Origin of the sequence: Marinobacterium aestuariivivens, from assembly GCF_042661465.1 — a bacterium.
GTDB lineage: Bacteria > Pseudomonadota > Gammaproteobacteria > Pseudomonadales > Balneatricaceae > Marinobacterium_A > Marinobacterium_A aestuariivivens.
This window is the reverse complement of sequence record NZ_JBHSWE010000001.1, coordinates 1353163-1373350: the sequence shown is the minus strand read 5'-3', so window position 1 is coordinate 1373350 and position 20188 is coordinate 1353163. Positions and strand designations below refer to the sequence as shown.

18 protein-coding genes and 4 pseudogenes are annotated in these 20188 nt (G+C 63.8%); 18 read left to right on the top strand and 4 right to left on the bottom strand.

The window, feature by feature from the left end:
* Positions 1–315 precede the first annotated feature (315 nt).
* The 3 genes and pseudogenes from ACFQDL_RS07205 (at position 316) to ACFQDL_RS07195 (ending at position 3719) form a co-directional block, all read left to right on the top strand.
* Positions 316–567: an OadG family protein gene (locus ACFQDL_RS07205; RefSeq protein ID WP_379908424.1), complete on the top strand. Its 252-nt coding sequence runs from the start codon at positions 316–318 to the stop codon at positions 565–567.
* Positions 568–620: 53 nt separating this feature from the next.
* Positions 621–2405 (top strand): annotated as a pseudogene (oadA, locus tag ACFQDL_RS07200) (sodium-extruding oxaloacetate decarboxylase subunit alpha).
* A gap of 12 nt (positions 2406–2417) precedes the next feature.
* Complete coding sequence (locus ACFQDL_RS07195; RefSeq protein ID WP_379908423.1) at positions 2418–3719, top strand: sodium ion-translocating decarboxylase subunit beta; 1302 nt, start codon at positions 2418–2420, stop codon at positions 3717–3719.
* A 130-nt stretch (positions 3720–3849) separates the two neighbouring features.
* On the opposite strand, the gene ACFQDL_RS07190 is transcribed toward ACFQDL_RS07195, so the two are convergent.
* Complete coding sequence (locus ACFQDL_RS07190; protein WP_379908422.1) at positions 3850–4773, bottom strand: histone deacetylase family protein; 924 nt, start codon at positions 4771–4773, stop codon at positions 3850–3852.
* A gap of 535 nt (positions 4774–5308) precedes the next feature.
* Between ACFQDL_RS07190 and ACFQDL_RS07185 the strand changes: the two genes are divergently transcribed.
* The 15 genes and pseudogenes from ACFQDL_RS07185 to ACFQDL_RS07115 all read left to right on the top strand — a co-directional run bounded on the left by ACFQDL_RS07185 (position 5309) and on the right by ACFQDL_RS07115 (position 18827).
* Positions 5309–6304 carry a tetratricopeptide repeat protein gene (locus tag ACFQDL_RS07185; RefSeq protein WP_379908421.1) on the top strand — a complete coding sequence of 332 codons (996 nt, stop codon included), beginning with the start codon at positions 5309–5311 and terminating at the stop codon, positions 6302–6304.
* Positions 6262–6921: a hypothetical protein gene (locus ACFQDL_RS07180; RefSeq protein ID WP_379908420.1), complete on the top strand. Its 660-nt coding sequence runs from the start codon at positions 6262–6264 to the stop codon at positions 6919–6921. The genes ACFQDL_RS07185 and ACFQDL_RS07180 overlap by 43 nt, the downstream gene beginning before the upstream one ends.
* Before the next feature lie 120 nt (positions 6922–7041).
* Entirely contained in the window at positions 7042–7644 is a 603-nt protein-coding gene (locus tag ACFQDL_RS07175) for a TetR family transcriptional regulator C-terminal domain-containing protein (protein WP_379912940.1), read from the top strand.
* A 410-nt stretch (positions 7645–8054) separates the two neighbouring features.
* A complete protein-coding gene (cofG, locus tag ACFQDL_RS07170; RefSeq protein ID WP_379908419.1) occupies positions 8055–8972 on the top strand; it encodes a 7,8-didemethyl-8-hydroxy-5-deazariboflavin synthase CofG in 918 nt (305 codons plus the stop codon).
* A gap of 47 nt (positions 8973–9019) precedes the next feature.
* The gene (locus tag ACFQDL_RS07165; protein ID WP_379908418.1) at positions 9020–9181 is read left to right on the top strand and encodes a hypothetical protein; all 162 of its coding nucleotides are present in this window, start codon (positions 9020–9022) and stop codon (positions 9179–9181) included.
* A 115-nt stretch (positions 9182–9296) separates the two neighbouring features.
* Complete coding sequence (gene cofH / locus ACFQDL_RS07160; RefSeq protein WP_379908417.1) at positions 9297–10412, top strand: 5-amino-6-(D-ribitylamino)uracil--L-tyrosine 4-hydroxyphenyl transferase CofH; 1116 nt, start codon at positions 9297–9299, stop codon at positions 10410–10412.
* Positions 10409–11172 (top strand): annotated as a pseudogene (locus ACFQDL_RS07155) (2-phospho-L-lactate transferase CofD family protein); the annotation flags it as partial. The gene cofH and the pseudogene ACFQDL_RS07155, both read left to right, overlap by 4 nt.
* A gap of 39 nt (positions 11173–11211) precedes the next feature.
* The gene (locus ACFQDL_RS07150; protein WP_379912938.1) at positions 11212–11988 is read left to right on the top strand and encodes a hypothetical protein; all 777 of its coding nucleotides are present in this window, start codon (positions 11212–11214) and stop codon (positions 11986–11988) included.
* A 4-nt stretch (positions 11989–11992) separates the two neighbouring features.
* Positions 11993–12841 (top strand): coenzyme F420-0:L-glutamate ligase, encoded by an 849-nt coding sequence (gene cofE, locus ACFQDL_RS07145; protein ID WP_379908416.1) that lies wholly within the window; start codon positions 11993–11995, stop codon positions 12839–12841.
* Positions 12842–12909: 68 nt separating this feature from the next.
* The gene (npdG, locus tag ACFQDL_RS07140) at positions 12910–13578 is read left to right on the top strand and encodes an NADPH-dependent F420 reductase (RefSeq protein WP_379908415.1); all 669 of its coding nucleotides are present in this window, start codon (positions 12910–12912) and stop codon (positions 13576–13578) included.
* A gap of 60 nt (positions 13579–13638) precedes the next feature.
* Positions 13639–14646 carry a TIGR03842 family LLM class F420-dependent oxidoreductase gene (locus ACFQDL_RS07135; protein WP_379908414.1) on the top strand — a complete coding sequence of 336 codons (1008 nt, stop codon included), beginning with the start codon at positions 13639–13641 and terminating at the stop codon, positions 14644–14646.
* A gap of 134 nt (positions 14647–14780) precedes the next feature.
* On the top strand, positions 14781–16013 hold the full coding sequence (locus ACFQDL_RS07130) for a Zn-dependent hydrolase (protein WP_379908413.1): 1233 nt from the start codon (positions 14781–14783) through the stop codon (positions 16011–16013).
* A 32-nt stretch (positions 16014–16045) separates the two neighbouring features.
* A pseudogene (locus tag ACFQDL_RS07125) lies at positions 16046–17208 on the top strand (NAD(P) transhydrogenase subunit alpha).
* The gene (locus ACFQDL_RS07120) at positions 17208–17495 is read left to right on the top strand and encodes an NAD(P) transhydrogenase subunit alpha part 2 (protein WP_379908412.1); all 288 of its coding nucleotides are present in this window, start codon (positions 17208–17210) and stop codon (positions 17493–17495) included. Before ACFQDL_RS07125 ends, ACFQDL_RS07120 begins: the two are co-directional and overlap by 1 nt.
* 4 nt (positions 17496–17499) lie before the next feature.
* Positions 17500–18827 (top strand): annotated as a pseudogene (locus ACFQDL_RS07115) (NAD(P)(+) transhydrogenase (Re/Si-specific) subunit beta).
* Positions 18828–19000: 173 nt separating this feature from the next.
* Here the strand turns inward: ACFQDL_RS07115 and ACFQDL_RS07110 are convergent.
* Genes ACFQDL_RS07110 through ACFQDL_RS07100 form a run of 3 tightly spaced genes read right to left on the bottom strand, consistent with a single transcriptional unit; the run spans position 19001 to position 20174 of the window.
* The gene (locus tag ACFQDL_RS07110) at positions 19001–19249 is read right to left on the bottom strand and encodes a hypothetical protein (RefSeq protein WP_379908411.1); all 249 of its coding nucleotides are present in this window, start codon (positions 19247–19249) and stop codon (positions 19001–19003) included.
* On the bottom strand, positions 19186–19914 hold the full coding sequence (locus ACFQDL_RS07105) for an aminotransferase class V-fold PLP-dependent enzyme (protein ID WP_379908410.1): 729 nt from the start codon (positions 19912–19914) through the stop codon (positions 19186–19188). The genes ACFQDL_RS07110 and ACFQDL_RS07105 overlap by 64 nt, the downstream gene beginning before the upstream one ends.
* Positions 19866–20174, bottom strand: a complete 309-nt coding sequence (locus tag ACFQDL_RS07100) for a hypothetical protein (RefSeq protein WP_379908409.1) — start codon at positions 20172–20174, stop codon at positions 19866–19868. The genes ACFQDL_RS07105 and ACFQDL_RS07100 overlap by 49 nt, the downstream gene beginning before the upstream one ends.
* Between the last annotated feature and the right edge of the window lie 14 nt (positions 20175–20188).

Here is a 20188-nt window from a genome sequence, read left to right as displayed (position 1 = left end):
CATTCGATACATCCCTGTACCTCATGCGCCGGAGCGGGGCGCCCCTCGGTCTCAAAGCTGCCTTTAATCGAACTGGGGTCAGCTATAAGTTTTGTTAAATGTCTGCCATAAAATCTGGTGTCGACACTTGGCTCCCCAGCCCCACCGCTTTTGTCTAAAATACGCTGGCTCATATTGCCGGGAATGGGTGTTTCCGGTTTAATCGTCAGTGCTCGACGTCAGAAAATGTTCTGATTTGTTGCTGGTTTTTTGAAAGATAAGAGCTTTTCAACGAATCGGGCGGTGGCTCGAACAATACAAGGAGCATCCTCGAAAATGGATAATCTGCTCTCCGAAGGCCTCTCGCTGATGGTTTTCGGCATGGGGTTCGTGTTCGTTTTCCTGACTCTGCTGGTCATCGCGACCGGTCTGATGTCAAAGGTAGTCACGAAATATGCCCCGGCGCCGGAACCGAAGCCGGCCCGCAAGACGGCTCGCCAGGCTGAGCCCACCGGTGCTGCCACGGCCAAAAACGACGAACTCGTGGCCGTAATCACCGCTGCGGTACACAAGTACCGCTCCCACTGATTGCAGCGGTAACGACAAGAAAATCTGCATTCATTCGATAAAAGGCCCTTAACATGTCCGATGCGAAGAAACCTCTAGGCATTACCGATGTGGTGCTGCGCGACGGTCACCAGTCCCTGCTGGCGACCCGCATGCGCCTCGACGATATGCTTCCGATTGCCGAGAAACTCGACAAGATCGGCTACTGGTCCGTGGAAAGCTGGGGCGGTGCAACTTTCGATTCCTGCATCCGCTTTATCGGCGAAGATCCTGGAACGCATCCGCGAACTGAAGAAAGCCATGCCGAACACCCGCCAGCAGATGCTGCTGCGCGGTCAGAATCTGCTCGGTTACCGTCACTACGCAGACGATGTGGTGGCCAAATTCGTTGAGCGTGCAGCGACCAATGGCGTCGATGTCTTCCGTATCTTCGATGCGATGAACGATCCGCGCAACCTAGAAGCGGCAATCAAGGCGGTCAAGGCTACCGGCAAACATGCCCAGGGCACCATCTCCTACACCACCAGTCGGGTGCACACCATCGAGAACTGGGTCGACTATGCCAAGACGCTCGAGGACATGGGCGCCGAGTCCATCTGCATCAAGGACATGTCCGGCATTCTGACGCCCTACGATGCCTTCGACCTGGTCAGCCGTCTGAAGAACCAGACCGACCTCGAAGTTCAGTTGCAGTCCCACGCCACCTCCGGCCTGGCCGACATGACGCTGCTGAAGGCGATCGAAGCGGGCATCGACCGTGTCGATACCTCCATTTCGTCGATGTCCATGACCTATGGCCACACCGCCACCGAAACCGTCGTTGCGGCATTGCAGGGCACGGATCGCGATACCGGCCTGCAGCTCGAGCCGCTCGAAGAGATCGCCGCCTATTTCCGCGCGGTGCGCAAGAAATACGCGAAGTTCGAAGGCTCGCTGCGTGGCACCGACTCCCGCATCCTGATCGCTCAGGTACCGGGTGGCATGCTGACGAACATGGAAAGCCAGCTGCGCGAGCAGGGCGCGGCCGACAAGTTCGACGAGGTACTGGCCGAGATACCGCGCGTGCGCGAAGACTGGGCCTGATTCCGCTGGTGACCCCGACATCGCAGATCGTCGGTACCCAGGCGGTCATCAACGTGCTGATGGGCGAACGCTACAAGAGCATCTCCAAGGAAGTACAGGCGATTCTCAAGGGCGAATACGGTGCGGCACCGGCGCCCTATAACGCCGAACTTCAGGCGCGCGTGCTGGAAGGCAAGGAGCCGATCACCTGCCGCCCGGCCGACCTGCTCGAGCCCGAGCTCGACAAGCTGACCGAGGAGCTGCGCAAGCAGGCACAGGAGAAGGGTATCAAGCTCGCGTCCGGCGGGAACGAGATCGACGATGTCCTGACCTATGCGCTGTTCCCGCAGATCGGCCTTAAATTCCTGGAAAATCGTGGTAACCCCGACGCATTTGAACCTGTACCGACTTTAGAGGACGCTCAGACCATGGCAGCACCGAAGAAATCCGGCCCGGAAGTGTACACCATCACCGTTAACGGCCAGAACTACGTGGTACAGGTCACCGAGGGTGGCGATATTTCCAAGATCCAGCCGGCCGCTGCACCTGCCGCTGCCAGCGCCGCCCCCGCACCGGCCGGTGACGGCGAGGAAGTGCCGGCACCGCTGGCCGGCAACATCTGGAAGGTGCAGGTCAGCGCCGGTCAGTCCGTGCAGGAAGGCGATGTGCTGGTCATCCTCGAAGCGATGAAGATGGAAACCGAAGTCCGTGCCGCCCGTGCCGGCAACGTGGTCTCCGTCGACGTCAAGGAAGGCGATGCCGTGCAGGTCGGCGACTCCCTTCTGACGCTGGCATAAGCGAGGCCCGGCATGGAAAAGCTCCTGACTCTTCTGACCGCGTCCGGGATATACAATATCTCGGGCGGTCAGTTCTTCATGATACTGATCGGCCTGGGATTGCTGTTCCTGGCGATCCGGAAAAACTTCGAGCCGCTGCTGCTGGTGCCGATCGGTTTCGGCGGCATCCTGGCCAATATTCCGGAAGCGGGACTGGCCTATTCGGCGGTCGAAAACGCGGTGCATTTCGCCAAGCCGGAAGTGCTGCAGACGTTGGCATCGGTGCTGAACATCAGCAGCGCCGATCCCCATGACATTCTGCACGCCTACCATGGCTCCAATGCATCGACCCACGCGACGGCGTCACTGGTGGCTCAGGATGCCGGATACAGCAACGGCATGCTGTACAACTTCTACCTGGTGGCCATCGCTTCCGGCGTCGCCCCGCTGCTGATCTTCATGGGGGTCGGTGCGATGACCGACTTCGGTCCGCTGTTGGCCAACCCCAAGACGCTGTTTCTCGGCGCGGCGGCCCAGTTCGGCATTTTCGCCACGGTACTGGGAGCGGTCGCGCTGACCCTGACCGGCGTGATGGACTTCAGCATCCAGGATGCGGCCGCGATTGGCATTATCGGTGGCGCCGACGGCCCGACCGCGATTTACGTCACCAGTCTGCTGGCGCCTCAGCTGCTGGGGGCGATCGCCGTTGCGGCCTACTCCTACATGGCGCTGGTACCGCTGATTCAGCCGCCGATCATGCGCGCCCTCACCACCGAGGCCGAGCGCAAGATCAAGATGAGCCAGCTGCGCCATGTATCGAAGACCGAGAAGATCCTGTTCCCGATCGTGCTGCTGATCCTGGTGGCTCTGCTGCTGCCGGACGCTGCGCCGCTGCTGGGCATGTTCTGCTTCGGTAACCTGATGCGCGAGTGCGGTGTGGTCGATCGTCTGAGCGATACGGCACAGAACGCGCTCATCAACATCGTTACCATCTTCCTTGGTCTGTCGGTCGGCTCCAAACTGTCCGCCGACAAGTTCCTCGATGTCCAGACGCTGGGTATCCTGCTCCTGGGCATCGTGGCTTTCGGTATCGGTACCGCCTGTGGCGTTCTGATGGCCAAGGCAATGAACAAGATGGCCGGTGGCAACTCGATCAACCCGCTGATCGGCTCGGCCGGCGTATCGGCGGTGCCGATGGCGGCCCGTGTGTCGAACAAGCTGGGTCTGGAGTCCAATGCCCAGAACTTCCTGCTGATGCACGCCATGGGACCGAACGTTGCCGGTGTTATCGGCTCGGCGGTTGCTGCCGGTGTGATGATCAAGTTCGTCGGCTGATCGACGGATTTGACAACGAAAAAGGGCCTTCGGGCCCTTTTTGCGTTGTGGGAGCTCACTCTGTGAGCGAATGCCGAACCACATTCAGTCCCGGTGGCCGTCCTTTAGCCCGCGGAGCGGGCTCCTCGGCTCAGTATCCCGCCAGCACTTCCACATGCGCCTGCACGGAAAAGGCCAGGGCTACCGGGTTGTAGCCGCCCTCGAGTACCGAGACAATACGGCCTGCGCAGTGTCGGCGTGCCACATCGGTCAGCAGCTGGGTGGCCCAGCGATAGTCCTCTTCGGACAGCTGCAGGTCGGCCATCGGATCCTCTGCGTGGGCGTCGAAGCCGGCCGATATGAAGATGATATCGGGTTTGTGTGCTTCCAGTGCCGGTAGCCAGCGCTGTTCCAGGGCGTTGCGAAAGAGAGCGGCCTCGCTGAACGCGGGCAGTGGGCAGTTGACGATATGGTCGCGCCGGATGTCGTGGTAGCGCTCTGGGTAATAGGGATGCTGGAACGTCGAGCAGACCAGTACTTCGGGCCTGTCCTTGAAAATATCGACGGTGCCGTTGCAGTGATGGACATCGAAGTCGACGATTGCGACGCGGCTGATACCGTTTTGCTGCAGTGCATGGAGGGCACCTATGGCGACGTTGTTGAAGAAGCAGAACCCCATCGGCAGATCATGCTCGGCGTGATGTCCAGGTGGACGCACTGCACAGAAGGCATTGTCGTTGACGCCGGTCAGCACCCGATTGGTCGCCAGGATGGTGGATCCCGCCGCCAGGCTGGCGGCATGGAGCGAGTCGGGGCAGAGCGCCGTATCCTCGTCTGTATAGACGACGCCCTCGCTGGGCTGCAGCCGCTCGAGACGCTGCTGATACAGCCTGGCATGGGCGAGCTGGATCTGTTCGGGGGTGGCGGCAACGGACGCCTGACAGTCGAGTTCCTGCAGCAGCCCGGTCCGGTCCAGCACCTTGCGGATCGCCGCCAGCCGGATCGGGCTCTCCGGGTGTTCGGGGCCCATGTTGTGCAGGGCGCAATCCTGGTGCGATATGAATGCGGTGGTCATGACGGGGCGCTCTTCTATTCTATTTATGCGTTCGCGCGCTCGAGTGTAGCGGATCGTCGCGGGCGATGCTTCTAGTCTAAGGTCTTAGCAGCATTACGCTGCGCTGCCTGCGTCTTCGTTGATCTGGGTCATGCCGCCGGCGACGGGGTCGTACTATGATGGCTCTACAGCATAGAACTGTATTACGCACCGTCTGTATCACCCTGCAGCCGGTGCTTTTTTTATGTACAGGATGTACGGTCATCGTCACATGCTCCTGCGGTGACGATATTCCCGACATCCCTGTCGGTCATGCCGCGGGCGCATGGGCAGTTTTTCGCTCCTGCAAATACTGCATTTGCCCCATCCATGGCGCTCATGCGCAGGAGCGGCGTGTTTCGGTCGGCACTGACGGCACACCTGAACATCTTGCCAAGCTTGGTCCCGTCACCCGTCCCCGTCCTCCGTAGCGCTCATGTGAGTAGCGTTTTCCTTTGGGCCCCCCGCCTTTTATACTGCTGGCAACAGCTGGGGCGGGCGCAGGAATTATCACTCGGTGGCAGGCAGACAGGTCGATTACTCAGGCAAGCGCGTACTGCTCATCGACAGCAGTGGCAACGTGCGATCAGCCATCCTGCATATGCTGCGACATCTCGGTGTTAACAACATTCAGGCGGTCAGCATCAACGAGCGGGTTCTCCCGCTGATCGCCGAGGGTGACTTCGATATCATTCTGCTCGGCCATAACGGCAGCGATACCCTCACCGGCATCCAGATACTGGAGGAGGCGCGCTTTCGCGGCTATATCAAACCCAGCGCCTGCTGGGTGTTCATGACCAGCGATGCCAGTCAGGAGGTCGTACTCCATGCCATCGACAGCCATCCCGACGTGCTCATAACCAAACCCTTTTCGGTCGAGGACCTGAAATACCGGCTCGATGCGCTGGTGGCGCGCAAGGCGGTGCTGCGACCGGTCGACGAGGCTGTCGAACAGGGTAATCTGGACGCTGCGATCACCGCCTGTAGTGACCGGGTCCCCCGGCAGGACCCGCTTTACGATGCGGTGCAGCTGGTCAAGGGCAAGCTGCTGATCCGTGCCGGACGCTTCGAGGAAGCGAAGGCCCTCTTCGAAACCCGCTACTGGCAGAGTCAGGACAAGGAAGCCGGTCTGTATCTGGCCCAGGCGCTGGCCGGACTGGGTCAGCTGGGCGATGCGATCGAGATACTCCGGGGGTTGACTGAGCAATACCCGCTGATGATTGCCGCCTACGATCTGCTGGCGTCGCTGCACGAGCGCAACGGAGAGCTGGAGGCGTCCCGGGAGGTGCTGACGGAAGCCACTGCGCGCAGTCCGCTGGGGATCCCCGGCAACTTGAGCTCGGCCGGGTTGCTACCCAGACCCGGGAGCTCGGGACCGCGGAAGTGGCCTATCGCAAGTCGATCCAGCTCGGGAATCGCAGTGTCCATCGCTCCCCCGAACCCTATCTGCGTCTGGCGAATATCCAGCGTTTGGCGCTGCAGAACGCAGACCCGCGTCAGCAGAAGGCGTTAAGGGATGCTTTCGATCAGACGCTGAATCAGGCGGCCTTTCAGTTTCCGCGGGATCCGCACTGCAAGATCCAGGTGGCACTTGTGCGCAGTCAGCTGTTCCAGGACCTGGACAAGGCATCAGACGCCGAGCGCTGTCTGCGCGAGGCCGAGCAGATCAACCAGCAGCTCGAATCGCCGCTGGACCTGAAGCGCGAACAACTCAGTCTCAGCGGCGACCAGGTGCCGACGCTGGAGCCGGCACAGCCGCCTGTCCCTGCCCCGGAGCGGGCCGGAGTCAAGCGGGACAGTGCGATGAGCGACAAGGTCAACCGGCTGGGTGTGAAGCATTACATGGCTGCAAAAATGTCGCAGGCCTTTCGCTATTTTGGTCTGGCGATCGAGTATGATCCGTCGAATGCCTTCGCGCTGCTCAATCTGGCCCAGCTGTTTCTGGAGCTGGCCCGGGATGTGGAACACAAGCGTGCCGAGCGGCTCAAGATGGTGGATCGCTATCTGCGCCTGACCGAACGTCTGCCGCTGCAGGAGCCGGCACTGGGCAGGCAGCGCAAGCTGAAGCAGTTGCGGTCCCAGCCACTGGAGGCATTGCCGGAGGGCTGTCTGGGCGCGTTGCTGCGCTAGGCTGATTATGTACCGTATGGTAAAATTGCGCGTTTGAGCTTTATAGGCTATTACGGAGCTTTTGATGATAGGAAAAAGTAATCAAAAGGGGAGGAGGTCAAACCCCGTCGGCGCTCACGCATCCGGGAAGCGCATGAAGCCCGGATCCTGGCGGCGGCCGAGGATATCTTTGCCCAGTTTGGTTACAACGGCGCCGCGATCGAGGCGATCGCAGAACGGGCCGGCCTGTCGAAGCAGAACATGCTCTACTATTTTCCGTCGAAGGAGATACTCTATCATCGGGTGCTGGAGAATATTCTCGACCTCTGGCTCGAGAAGATGACGCTGCTGGCACAGTCGGGTGAAGACCCGGCGTCAATGCTCGAGAACTACATACGCGGCAAGTTCGAGATCTCCAGAGCCCACCCCAATGGCTCCAAGGTCTTCGCCAACGAGATTATCAACGGTGCGCCCCATTTGCGCGACTATCTGCGCAAGAACCTGATTCCGCAGCTGGAAGCCGATATCGCCCTGGTGCGAGGCTGGATCGACCAGGGGTTGATGGATCCGATCGAACCCGAACATCTTTTCTTCACCATCTGGGCGGCAACCCAGACATACGCCGACTTCTCCGCCCAGATCGAACTGGCGCTGGACAAGGACAGCCTCGACGAGGCCGACTTCAGAAAAGCCGGTGACTTCCTGACCCATATCGTCCTCAAGGGCACGGGACTCAAGGGCTGACCTGGCCACCAGGCCTGTTGTCGCTTCCCCCACGTCTTTCGGCACCGGTGCAGTCCTTGGCGTCGGTGCGGCCTGATTTCCAGTTCACAGACGCCAGTGAACAGTTCACAGCTAACAGCTAACAGCTAACAGCTAACAGGTCCCGGGTTACCGTTCTCGTTTTCCCGGTTCCTGGCTTTTTGCTTGCTCCGCTTTCAGCCCTTTTGCTGCCCATCCGTCGCCGTCCCTCGTCCCGCTCTTACTGTCATCTGTCAACGCCCAACTGTTGCCTCAAAAAATAATTTGACCATTCGGAAAAACATGGTGTAGATTAAATTTACCGTTTGGTAAAAAAGATTGATCGAGGCCGCCCCGCGCTTCGGTCGATCAGCAACAGCCCCATAACAACAACAACGGAGGCACCGGACAGCATGCTGACCCGACACCAGGCGCTGGCCATCGAAAACGCCGGCGAAGACGAATTCGAAGATCTGCGACGCCAGGCTGCCATCCTGCGTGATGCCTTCTGGGGAGTCTCGCTGACCTATTCCCGCAAGGTGTTCGTGCCGCTGACGAACATGTGTCGCGATGACTGCGGCTACTGCACCTTTGTGCAGAAGCCTGGCTCAGCCACCGCGCGTGTCATGACCCCCGACGAAGTCATGGCCGTGGTGCAGGAGGGCGAAAGGCTCGGTTGCAAAGAGGTGCTGTTCAGCCTCGGCGAGAAGCCGGAGCTGCGTTACCAGGAGGCGCGCGACGCCCTGCACCGGCTCGGCCATGACAGCATGGTCGGCTATCTGGCCGAGATGTGTCAGCGGGTGCTGGACGAAAGCACGCTGCTGCCCCATGTCAACGCCGGCACCCTGTCCGATGACGACGTCGCTCGACTGAAACCGGTCAGTGCCAGCATGGGCATGATGCTGGAGAACGTCAGCCGTCGCCTGATCGCGCGCGGCCAGGCGCATTACGCCTGCCCCGACAAGGTTCCGGTGCAGCGGCTGCGCACCCTGGAGCGCACCGGGCGCCAGGGTGCTCCCTTTACTACCGGAATTTTGATCGGCATCGGCGAAACCTGGGCCGAACGCGTTGACAGCCTGCTGGCGATCAACGAGATGCATCGACGATACGGCCACATCCAGGAAGTGATCGTGCAGAACTTCCGGGCCAAACCCGGTACCGCCATGGCCCGGCACCCGGAGCCGGATCTCGACGACATGGTCCGGACCCTGGTCATGGCGCGGCTGCTGCTCGACCCGTCCATCAGCCTGCAGGCGCCGCCGAACCTGCAGCAGCGGTTTGCCGCCTATATCGGCGCCGGCATCAACGACTGGGGCGGCATCTCCCCCTAACCCTCGACCATATCAACCCCGAGCGGGCCTGGCCCCAGATCGACGAGATGCGCGCCGCCACCCGCGCCTGCGGCTACGGGCTGCAGGAGCGCCTGGCGGTCTATCCCCGCTACCTGCACCGGCCGGAGCGCTTCTTCACCGCCTCGATCGCCGCCCGCATAGCCGGTATCGCCCGGGCCGACGGCCTGGCGCGCCAGCAGTGCCTCTGAACAGGAGAAAGACTATGAACGCAAGAGTGCCCGCATCGATCATCTCCGCTACCGGGCAAGTCCCGGACCTGTTCAGGCCCGGGGTCCGGCAGCGGGTTCGGGAACTTCTCCAGGGGTGCTGGCGGGGCAGGAGTTGAGCCAGGCCGATGCGATCATGCTGTTCGGCGTCGAAGGCGAGGAACTCGACGCCCTGACCGCGACCGCCGACCGGCTGCGCCGCGAGCGCGTCGGTGATACGGCGACCTTCGTGATCACCCGCAATATCAACTACACCAACGTCTGCTACATGGGCTGCCGCTTCTGCAACTTCGCCAAGCGAAAGGACGACCCTGAAGCGGAATTCTTCGACCTCGACGAGATCGTGCGTCGCGCGCAGGAGGCCTGGGACCGCGGCGCGACCGAGGTCTGCATCCAGGGTGGACTGCACCCCGATATTCCCGGCCATTTCTACCGTGACATGCTCAAGGCGATCAAGTCGGCGCTGCCCGACATGCACATCCATGCCTTCTCGCCGTTCGAGGTCTGGTTCGCGGCGCGCAAGAGCGGTCTCGGTTATGCGCAGGTGCTTCAGGACCTGATCGATCACGGCCTGGGCTCCATGCCGGGCACCGCGGCGGAGATTCTCGACAGCGAGATCCGCAGGCAGCTTACGCGGGACAAGCTGACCACCGCCGAATGGGTCGAGATCGTCAAGACGGCCCATCGGCTGGGGCTGCCGACGACCGCGACCATCATGTACGGCCATATCGACGGCCCCGAACACTGGGCGGCGCATCTGGCGCTGTTGCGGGATATCCAGAAGGAGACCGGCGGCTTCACCGAGTTCGTGCCGCTGGGCTTCATCCACTACAAGACGCCGCTGTACCTGGAGCACGAGGGCGTGCGCCCCGGGCCGACCCGGCTCGAGCATGTGCGCATGCACGCCGTGGCGCGGCTGATGCTCAACGGCTGGATCGACAATATCCAGGCGTCCTGGGTCAAGCTCGGGCCTGCGCTGGCACAGCAGATGCTGGCGGCCGGCGCCAACGACCTCGGCGGCACCCTGATGAACGAGAGCATTTCCCGTGCCGCCGGCGGCGAGCATGGGCAGGAAATGCGCCCGGAAGACCTGGTTCGCATGATGCGGGAGATGGAGCGCAAGCCGATCCGTCGCAGCACCCTCTACCGGCATCTCGAGTCGTTCGACATGCCGGCGCAGGATCGGACGGTGGTCGCGGGAGGACAGGTATGAGCGTTTTCAGTCCCTGTATCACTCTGCTGGCCGGCGGCGTCGGCGGGGCCAAGCTGGCGGTGGGGCTGGCGGCCCTGTGTGACCCCGAGCAACTGACGGTCATCGGCAATGTCGCCGACGATCAGGAATTTCACGGCCTCTGGGTATCACCCGATATCGATACTCTGACCTACAGCCTCGCCGGTCTGATCGACCAAGGCAGGGGCTGGGGTCTGGCGAACGAAAGCAACCGCACACTCGATGGCCTGAAACGGTTTGGTTGTGACGACTGGATGTACCTGGGTGACCAGGATTTCGCCACCCATATCTATCGCACCGAACTGCGCTGCCAGGGGTAAGGCCCAGCGCCATCGCCCAGAGCATCGCCCAGGCGCTCGGTGTCAGGGCCAACATCGTGCTGCCGACCGATGACCGCTTGCAGACGCGGGTGAGGACTCCGGCCGGCTGGCTGGCGTTCCAGGAGTATTTCGTGCGCGAGCAGTACCGTCCCGAGGTGCTCGAGGTCCGCATCGACGGGCTCGAGGAGGCACAGCCGACCGCCGAAGTGCTGGCGGCCATCCAGAATGCGGATCTGCTGCTGATCGCACCGAGCAACCCGGTGGTCAGTATCGGACCCATCCTGTCGATCCCGGGGTTGCGGCGCGCATTTGAGGCCTCCCCGGCACCGAAATTTGCGGTATCGCCGCTGATCGGTGGCGCCCCCGTCAAGGGGCCTGCCGATCGGATGCTGGTCGCGGCCGGCTACGACTGCAACAGCTTCGGCGTCGCCGACAGCTACGCCGGGCTGATCGACGGGCTGATGATCGACGAGCAGGATGCGGCGGATGCCGGGCCCCTGCAGGAGCGTGGCCTGGCGGTCTGCGTGACCCGGACGCTGATGCGCGACGGTGCCGACAAGGCGCGGCTGGCGGCCGAACTGCTCGATTTCGCCGGCTTCGGCCGGGGGCGCGCTTATGCGGCTAAGGACCCTGGTCGTGATACCGGTGAAGGACTTCGGCCAGGCCAAGACGCGTCTCGGCCCGGTACTGCCGCCCGAGCGCCGGGCGGCGCTGGCGCGGCGCCTTTGCGAGCGCACCCTGGCGTTCTTCCAGGATCGTCTGCCGGAGCAGGACAGGCTGGTGGTGACCGCTTCCCGGGAGATTGCCGGGCTGGCCCGGCAATACGGCGCGGCCGTGTTGCTGGAACCGCAGGCCGGGGGCTGTCGGTGGCGGCACAGCGTGCAGCCGAGTGGAGCCGGCGACATGGCTATGAAGCCCAGCTGCTGATTCCCGCCGATATCGCCCGGCTCGATGAAAGCGAGCTGCGCCGGCTGCTGGACCACCGCAGCCGCGGCCCGTGCGTGCTGATCTGTCCGGCCAGCGATGCCGGCACCAATGCGCTGCTGACTACGCCGCCGGATGCGATTCCGTTCTGCTTCGGCGAGCGGTCCAGCGCGTTGCACCATGCGGCAGCCCTGCGCCGCGGGCTGCATTGCGAACTGCTGCAGATGGAGCATCTGCGTTTCGATGTCGATACCCCCGACGATCTCGACAGCCTGATACAAGACAACAGCGGCCAGGGCCGCAGGAGCGGGTGATGCCATGGAACCTCTGAATACAGCGATGACGGAGCCGGTCAAGCCGGCGCTGGCCGCGTCTGCGGCGCCGGTGCAGCTCGGCGGTGGCGAGGTCGCCCTGCAGGCGCTGCCCGGTATCCCGGATATCGAACCCGGCGACGATCTGGCCCGGCTACTGATCGAGTCGCTGGAAAGAGCCGGGATGGCGCTGCGCGACGGCGACATCCTGGTGATCGCCCACAAGGTCGTCTCCAAGGCCGAGGGCCGGATCGTGCGGCTGTGCGATGTCGAGCCCGGCGCCGAGGCGTTGCGACTGGCCGCCGAGGTCGGCAAGGATCCGCGCAAGGTCGAGGTGATCCTGAGGGAATCGACCCGGGTGGTGCGGGCGGTGAAACGTGCGCAGCAGAGCGAGGGCACCCTGATTGCCGAGCACCGGCTGGGCTTTATCTGCGCCAATGCGGCAGTGGATGAATCCAACGTCGGCAGCGCCGAAACAGTGATCCTGCTGCCGGAGGATCCGGACCGCAGCGCACGGCGGCTTTGCGAGCGCCTGGAGCGGCACTTCGGCGTACGGGTCGGCGTCGTGATCACCGATACCTTCGGCCGTCCCTGGCGCATGGGCCTGGTTAACGTGGCGGTCGGGCTGGCCCGGGTGCCGAGTCAGGTCAGCCTGATCGGCGGCCGGGATGCCTTCGGCCGCGAGCTGTCCGTGACGGTACCGGCCCTGGCCGACGAGCTGGCGGCCGCCTCCGGCCTGTTGATGAGCAAGGACGGCAAGACCCCGGCGATCCTGTTTCGCGGCGTCGACTGGCAGCCCGTGCACAGCAGGGCCCGGGACCTCGTGCGACCGCCGCAGGAGGACCTTTTTCGCTGAGCGGGCGGGGCCGGAAGAGCCCTTTCCGAACAAGATCCGAGAAGAACACAACAAGAGGAACTGTTCCGATGACAATTGCAATTCTGGGTGGCACCGGGCCTCAGGGCCGGGGGTTGGCACTGCGTTTCGCCCGCGCCGGGGTGCCGGTTACGCTCGGCTCCCGCGACGGCGGCCGGGCCGAGCAGGCGGCGGCCGAGCTGCAGGGACAGCTGGAGGGCGGGGCCGCCCGTATCGCCGGTCGTGACATTCGCGGTGCGGTGGCCGCGGCGGACGAAATGGTCATTCTGGCCGTGCCGGCGTCGGCGCATGACGCGACCCTCGAGTCTATCCGCGATCTGCTCGAGGGCAAGGTCCTTATCGACATCGTGGTGCCCCTGGCCGAAGGCGACCCCAAGGCCGTGGCGATGCCGGAGGCCGGATCCGCGACCGAAGCGGCCCAGGCCCTGCTGGGTGAGCGGATTCCGGTGGTCGGTGCGCTGCACAATGTGTCCGCCACGGTACTCAATGACCTGGAGCACCGGATCAATTGCGACGTCCTTGTCTGCGGCAACGATCTTGCGGCCAAGGAGAAGGTGATGGCGCTGATCGAGAAGCTGGATGTCCGGGCCTACAACTGTGGTCCGGCCGTCAATGCCCGCTGCATCGAGGCGATCACGCCGATCCTGATCAGGTTGAACATCTCCAGGAAGGTTCCCTTTACCCATGCGGGCATCCGCATCTGGGCGCCCGACGCCTGAACGCCGCCGCATGGCGGGTCATTATCCGAGACGACAACAATAGCAATCTGGAGAACGACGATGGAATTCGGTATCACTTTCAAAGGTTTTGTCAGCCCCGAGCGTGCCCGCAGCCTGGTGAAGCAGGCCGAGGAAGCCGGCTTCGACTACTGCTGGTTCTACGACTCGCACATCCTCTGGCGCGAGTGCTATCCGGCGATCGCGATGTGCATGGAGCATACCTCGCGCATCAAATTCGCCCCCTGTGTCACCAACCCCAATGCCCGCGACTGGTCGCTGGCCGCCAGCCTGTTCGGCAGCCTGGCCAAGCAGAGCGGCGGCCGCTTCGAGGTGGGCCTCGGGCGCGGCGACAGCTCGGTGCGAGTGATGGGCAAGAAGCCGGCGACGCTGGCCCGCGTCGCGGAGTTCACCACCAAGGTCAAGGCGATGGTGCGCGGCGATGAGGTGCACTACGGGGAGTGTCCCGAGCCGGTCAAGTTGCCCTGGGCGGACGGCTACGAGCTGCCGGTTCATATCGGCGCCTACGGCCCGATGGCGCTGAAAACCGCCGGTGAGGTGGGCGATGGCGTCATCCTGCAGATCGGCGAGCCGTCACTGGTCAAGTGGTTCGCAGATCAGGCGAAATCGGCCGGCGAAGCCGCCGGTCGTGACATGTCCAACTTCAAGGTGATCGCGGCTGCGCCGGCCTATTTCGGCGACAAGGACAGCTGCACCGAGGCGACCCGGTGGTTCCCGGCGATGGTCGGCAATCATGTGGCCGATATCGTGGAGAAGTACGGCACCGACAGCGGCCTGGTACCGAAGAGCCTCACCGACTACATCGAGAAGCGCAAGGGGTACGACTATTCCAAGCACGGCCAGAGCGACAACCCCTACCTGGACTTCATCACCCCGGAGATCGTCGACGGGTTCTGCGTGTTGGGCGAGGTCGAACAGCATATCGGCAAGCTGAAGCATCTCAAGGAAGCCGGCACCACCCAGTTCAATATCTACCTCGACAACGGCGACGAGGAAAACATCATCGCCCAGTACGGCAAGCACATCATTCCGCACTTCAAAAGCGCCTGATGAAACCTGCGGGCGGCTACATCCGGCCGTCCGTCATTCCCTTGCGCAGCGTCCGTTGTTCCGGCCCGAGCCGGACGGGGAGACTTTGCCTGCGGCCGGGAGTCCGTGCAGCTACCGAGAAAGAGAATTTGATCATGAAAAAAATGAACGTCAATCAGCAGCGGCTGTGGGACAGCCTGATGGACATGGGCAAGATCGGCGCCACCGAGAAGGGCGGCGTCTGCCGCCTGGCGCTGACCGACCTCGACAAGCAGGGACGGGACCTGTTCGTGCGCTGGTGCCGCGAGGCCGGTTGCAGCATTCGCATCGACAGGATGGGCAATATTTTCGCCCGCCGTCCGGGGCAGGATGATTCGCTGCCGCCGGTGGTGATGGGCAGCCATCTCGACACCCAGCCGACCGGCGGCAAGTTCGACGGCATCTATGGCGTGCTGGCCGGCCTCGAGGTGATCCGCAGTCTCAACGATCACGGCATCGAGACGCGGGCGCCGGTCGAGGCGTCGGTCTGGACCAACGAGGAGGGCTCCCGCTTTCCGCCGGCGATGGTGGCGTCCGGCGTCTTCGCCGGCGTCTTCGACCTCGAGTACGGTCTGAGCCGGGCCGATCTCGACGGCAAGACCATGGGCGAGGAGCTGGAGCGCATCGGCTATGCCGGGCCCGATGAGGTGGGGGGACGTCCGTTCAAGGCGTTCTTCGAGGCGCATATCGAGCAGGGGCCGATCCTCGAGGACGAAGGCAAGCAGATCGGTGTTGTCACCGATGCCCAGGGACAGCGCTGGTACGAGATCACCCTGACGGGGCAGGAATCCCATGCCGGTCCGACCCCGATGGCGCGCCGCCGCGATGCCCTGGTCGGCGCCGCGCGCATTGTCGACCGGGTTAACCGGATCGGGCTGGACAACCAGCCCAACGCCTGCGCGACCGTCGGCCTGATGCAGGTATTTCCGAACTCGCGCAACGTGATTCCGGGCCAGGTGTTCTTTACCGTCGATTTCCGTCACCCGGATGCCGGGGTGCTGGCAAAGATGGATCAGGCCCTGCGTGAAGTCTCTGCGGCGGTAGCCGAGGAACTCGGACTGGAGATGAAGTTCGAGCAGATCTGGCACTCGCCGCCGGTGCCCTTCGACCGCGATTGCGTCGACTCGGTGCGCAACGCCGCTGAAAGCTTCGGTTACAGCCATCGCGATATCGTCAGCGGTGCCGGCCACGACGCCTGCTATATCGCCCGGGTGGCGCCGACCTCGATGGTATTCGTGCCCTGCGAGAACGGTATCAGCCACAACGAGGCGGAGAACGCCGACCCTGCGGACCTGGCGGCCGGCTGCAACGTGCTGCTGCAGGCGGTGCTGGAACGGGCCAACGACTGAGCCGCCGGGGCAACGCACTGAGGAGAAAAATAATGAAAATAAGCGTGCTGCGGGAGCGGCGATCCGGCGAGCGCCGGGTCGCCCTGACGCCCGCCAATGTGGCATCCCTGGTGGAAAAGGGCTGTGAACTGCTGATCGAGACGGGCGCCGGAGTCGCGTCCGGCTATGGCGACGAAACCTATAGCGCCGCGGGCGCCGAGATCGTCCAGAACAGGGAACGACTGCTCGCGCGGTGTGACATTCTGCTCTGCGTCGATGCCACGGACGACGAAGCGCTGGCGTCGCTGCGGGAGGGCCAGCTGGTTATCGGTCTCATGGACCCGCTCGGCCAGCCCGGGCGCTTTGAGACCCTGGCTCGCAAGAACGTCTCGGCGCTTGCGCTCGAGCTGGTGCCCCGCATCAGCCGGGCCCAGAGCATGGACGTGCTGTCTTCGATGGCGACGCTCGCCGGTTACAAGGCGGTGTTGCTGGCCGCCTCGACGGTACCGCGCATCTTCCCGATGATGATGACCGCCGCCGGCACCCTGACCGCTGCGCGTGTTTTCGTCATGGGCGCGGGCGTCGCCGGTCTGCAGGCGGCCGCCACGGCCGGCGTCTCGGTGCTCTGGTCGAGGCATACGACGTGCGTCCGGCCGCTCGCGAGCAGATCCTTTCGGTCGGTGCACGCCCGGTGGCGCTCGAACTGGAGACGGAAGCCTCCGAAGGCCGTGGCGGCTATGCCACCGAACAGGACGAGAGCTTCCTGGCCCGGCAACGGGAGCAGATGGCGGCGGTGCTGGCGCAGCAGGACGTGGTGATCACCACGGCCGCCATTCCCGGAGCCCGGGCGCCGGTGCTGATCACGGCTGAGATGGTGACCCGGATGAAGCCGGGAGCGGTGATCGTCGATCTGGCTGCCGAGCGGGGTGGAAACTGCGAACTGACCCAGGCTGGACGCAGCATCGAGGTACAGGGTGTCACCATCGTCGGTCCGGAGAATATCGCCGCCAGCGTGCCGCATCACGCCAGCCAGATGGTCGGCCGCAATATCGAGAACCTGCTGCTGCACCTGCTGGACGAGGAGGGTCGGCTGGCATTCGACTTCGACGACGAGATTCTCGCCGAGGCGGTCGTCACCCATGCCGGAGCGGTGTGCAATGCCCGCGTGCTCGAGCGCCTGCAGGCGGCCAAGGCATCACTGGAGGAGGTCGCCTGATGGATATGCTGATCATGCAGCTCTCTCTGTTCGTTCTGGCGGTCTTTCTCGGTGTCGAGCTGATCACCAAGGTGCCGGCCACGCTGCACACGCCCTTGATGTCCGGAAGCAATGCCATCTCGGGCATCACCCTGGTCGGTGCGTTGCTGGCGGCCGGTGCCGGTGACGGCCATGACGCCTGGGTGCCCTGGCTCGGGCTGGTAGCCGTCACGCTGGCCACCATCAACGTCGTGGGCGGCTTCCTCGTGACGAATCGCATGCTGCGCATGTTCAAGCAAAGGAATTAACGCCATGGGACTGTCGATCGTCAATATATTCTATCTTCTGGCCGCGGTGCTCTTCATAGGCGGCATCAAGGGCCTGACCCGGCCGCGCACGGCCGTACGGGGCAACCTGCTGGCGGCGGCGGGAATGCTGATTGCCGTAGTGGTGACCCTGCTGGATCGCGGCATCCTGTCCTACGGCTGGATTCTGGCCGGTGTCGTGCTGGGCTCGCTGGCGGGCGTGCTGCTGGCCACACGGATTCGCATGACCGCGATGCCGCAGATGGTGGCGCTGCTCAATGGCTTCGGTGGCGGGGCCTCGCTGTGCGTCGCCGCGGCCAGCTTCCTGTCCGGCGGGGATGCCGCGACCGCCACCGGTCTCATCAGCCTGGTGGCGATAAGTTTGACGCTGCTGATCGGCGCGGTCACGCTGAGCGGCAGCGCGGTGGCCTTCGGCAAGCTGCAGGAGCTGTTGCCGGGACGGCCGGTGGGCTTCAGGGGATCGGCCGCCTGAACCTCGCTCTGCTGCTCGCGGCGCTTGGCGCCGGCGCCGCGCTGGTGGCCGGGCAGGGCGGTGTGGCTCCGCTGCTGTTGCTGGTTGCACTGGCGCTGGTACTCGGCATTACGCTGGTACTGCCGATCGGTGGGGCCGACATGCCGGTGGTGATTGCACTGCTGAACGCCTATTCCGGCATCGCCGCGGCCGCCGCCGGATTCATCATGGGCAACAGCGTTCTGATCGTCTCGGGCGCCCTGGTCGGTGCCTCCGGCATCATCCTGACCCGGATCATGTGCGTGGCGATGAACCGTTCGCTAAGCGCGGTGCTGTTCGGTTCCCTGGCGGAAGCGTCGGGCCCTGTGCAGGATGCGGACGAGATTTATGCCGGCAAGGTGAAGTCGTCGTCGCCGGAAGAGGTCGGCATGCTGCTGGAAACCGCGCGCCGGGTGGTGATCGTCCCGGGATTCGGCCTTGCGATGGCGCAGGCACAGCACGCGGTGCGGGATCTGGCGGACTCGCTGGAGCGCCGCGGCATCGAGGTGATCTACGGCCTTCACCCGGTCGCCGGTCGCATGCCGGGGCACATGAACGTGCTGCTGGCCGAGGCGGAGATCGATTACGACAAGATGCAGACGATGGAGCAGGTCAATCCGACCTTCGAGCAGACCGATGTCGCCATTGTCATAGGTGCGAACGATGTCACCAACCCGCTGGCGCGGGAGGACAGGGGCAGCCCGATCTACGGCATGCCGATCCTCGACGTCGACAAGGCCCGCACCGTCGTGGTGGTCAAGCGCAGTCTGAGTGCGGGCTTTGCCGGCCTGCCGAACCCCTGTTCGCAAAAGAGAACACCCTGATGCTGTTCGGCGACGGCAAGAAGGCGGTTCTGGATCTGACCGCGGCCGTCAACGACGCGGCCTGAACCCGGTGCGGGTCTGGATTGATTTGCGGCTCTTCGAGCCTCAACCGGCCTGCAATCACAGAGCTTGCTTGCATGTAGGTTGGGTGGAGCGCAGCGCAACCCAACAGATCATTGCCCCGGCGAAACGACGGGAGGAAGGCTGCGCAGCGCCTGCAGCAGCCGGTCGATATCGGCGCTGTCGTGGTAGGGGCCGAAACCGAAACGCAGCCGCTCGCCGCGGCGATCGGCATGGATGCCGCGCTGCTTCAGCTGTTGCAGCAGCGCCGTGGCATGCCCCGGCGGCAGCTCGATGGTCAGAAAATGGCCATGGGGCCGTCCGGGCTGATAGAGCCAGCGCCCGGCGGCCAGGCAGGGCACGTCCGCCAGCCCCTGAGGAAGCGCTGCTGCAGCGTCTGCACGTGACGGTGGATGTCGGCGATGAGTATGCCTTCCTTTTCGTACAGCCCCAATACGGCATCGAGCCGGTACAGTGCCGCCGGGTCGAAGGTGGCGCCGGCGAAGCGCCGGCCGTCGGCGGCATACCCGACCCCGTCCCCTCGGCGCTCCAGATGTTCGAAATCGGCGAACCAGCCGGTAATGGCGGGCCGCAGGGAGCAGTTCACCGGTACATGGATGAAGCAGCAGCCTTCGCCGCCCTGGGCGTACTTGTAGCCGCCGGCCAGGTAGACGGCGCGCTGCAGCAGCGGGCCTGGCTGCAGCGGCAGGGCGGCGAAGGCATGGTAGCCGTCGATGGCCACCAGGCAGTCGTCGGGTGTCGCCGCAACGATGCGGCCCAGCTCGGTGACCGCCAGGGCCGAATCGAAGAAGACCTGGCTGAAAAACAGCAGGTCCCAGGGCTGGCGTCGAAGCTCCGCCTCCATTCGCGGCGCGAATTCGCCGACCGGCTCGCTCGGGATCCGGGTGACCCGGCACCAGCCGGTTTCCTCCAGTCGTCTCAGCTGTCGCTCAAAGCTGTGGAATTCCGCTGTCGATGTCAGGACCCGTACCTGTCGGTCGATCGGCAGACAGGACAGCAGCCGCACCAGCAGTTCGTGGGTGTTCGGCGCGAAGCAGAGTTGCTGGGGGTCGCAGAGCCCAGCAGGGTCGCGATGCGCCGCTGCAGCCGCGGCATCAGTTCGCCGTGCAGCTTGCTCCACTTGTCGTCGACCAGCCGGGCCGCATCGTCCCAGCACCGCAGCATTGCATCGCGGGTCACATCGGGCCAGTAGTGATGGCTGTGGGCGGTGAAATGCAGCTCGTTCGGGTGGGCGGCGAGAAAGCGCCGGTAATGCTGCTTCAACATGACCCCAAGCTCCC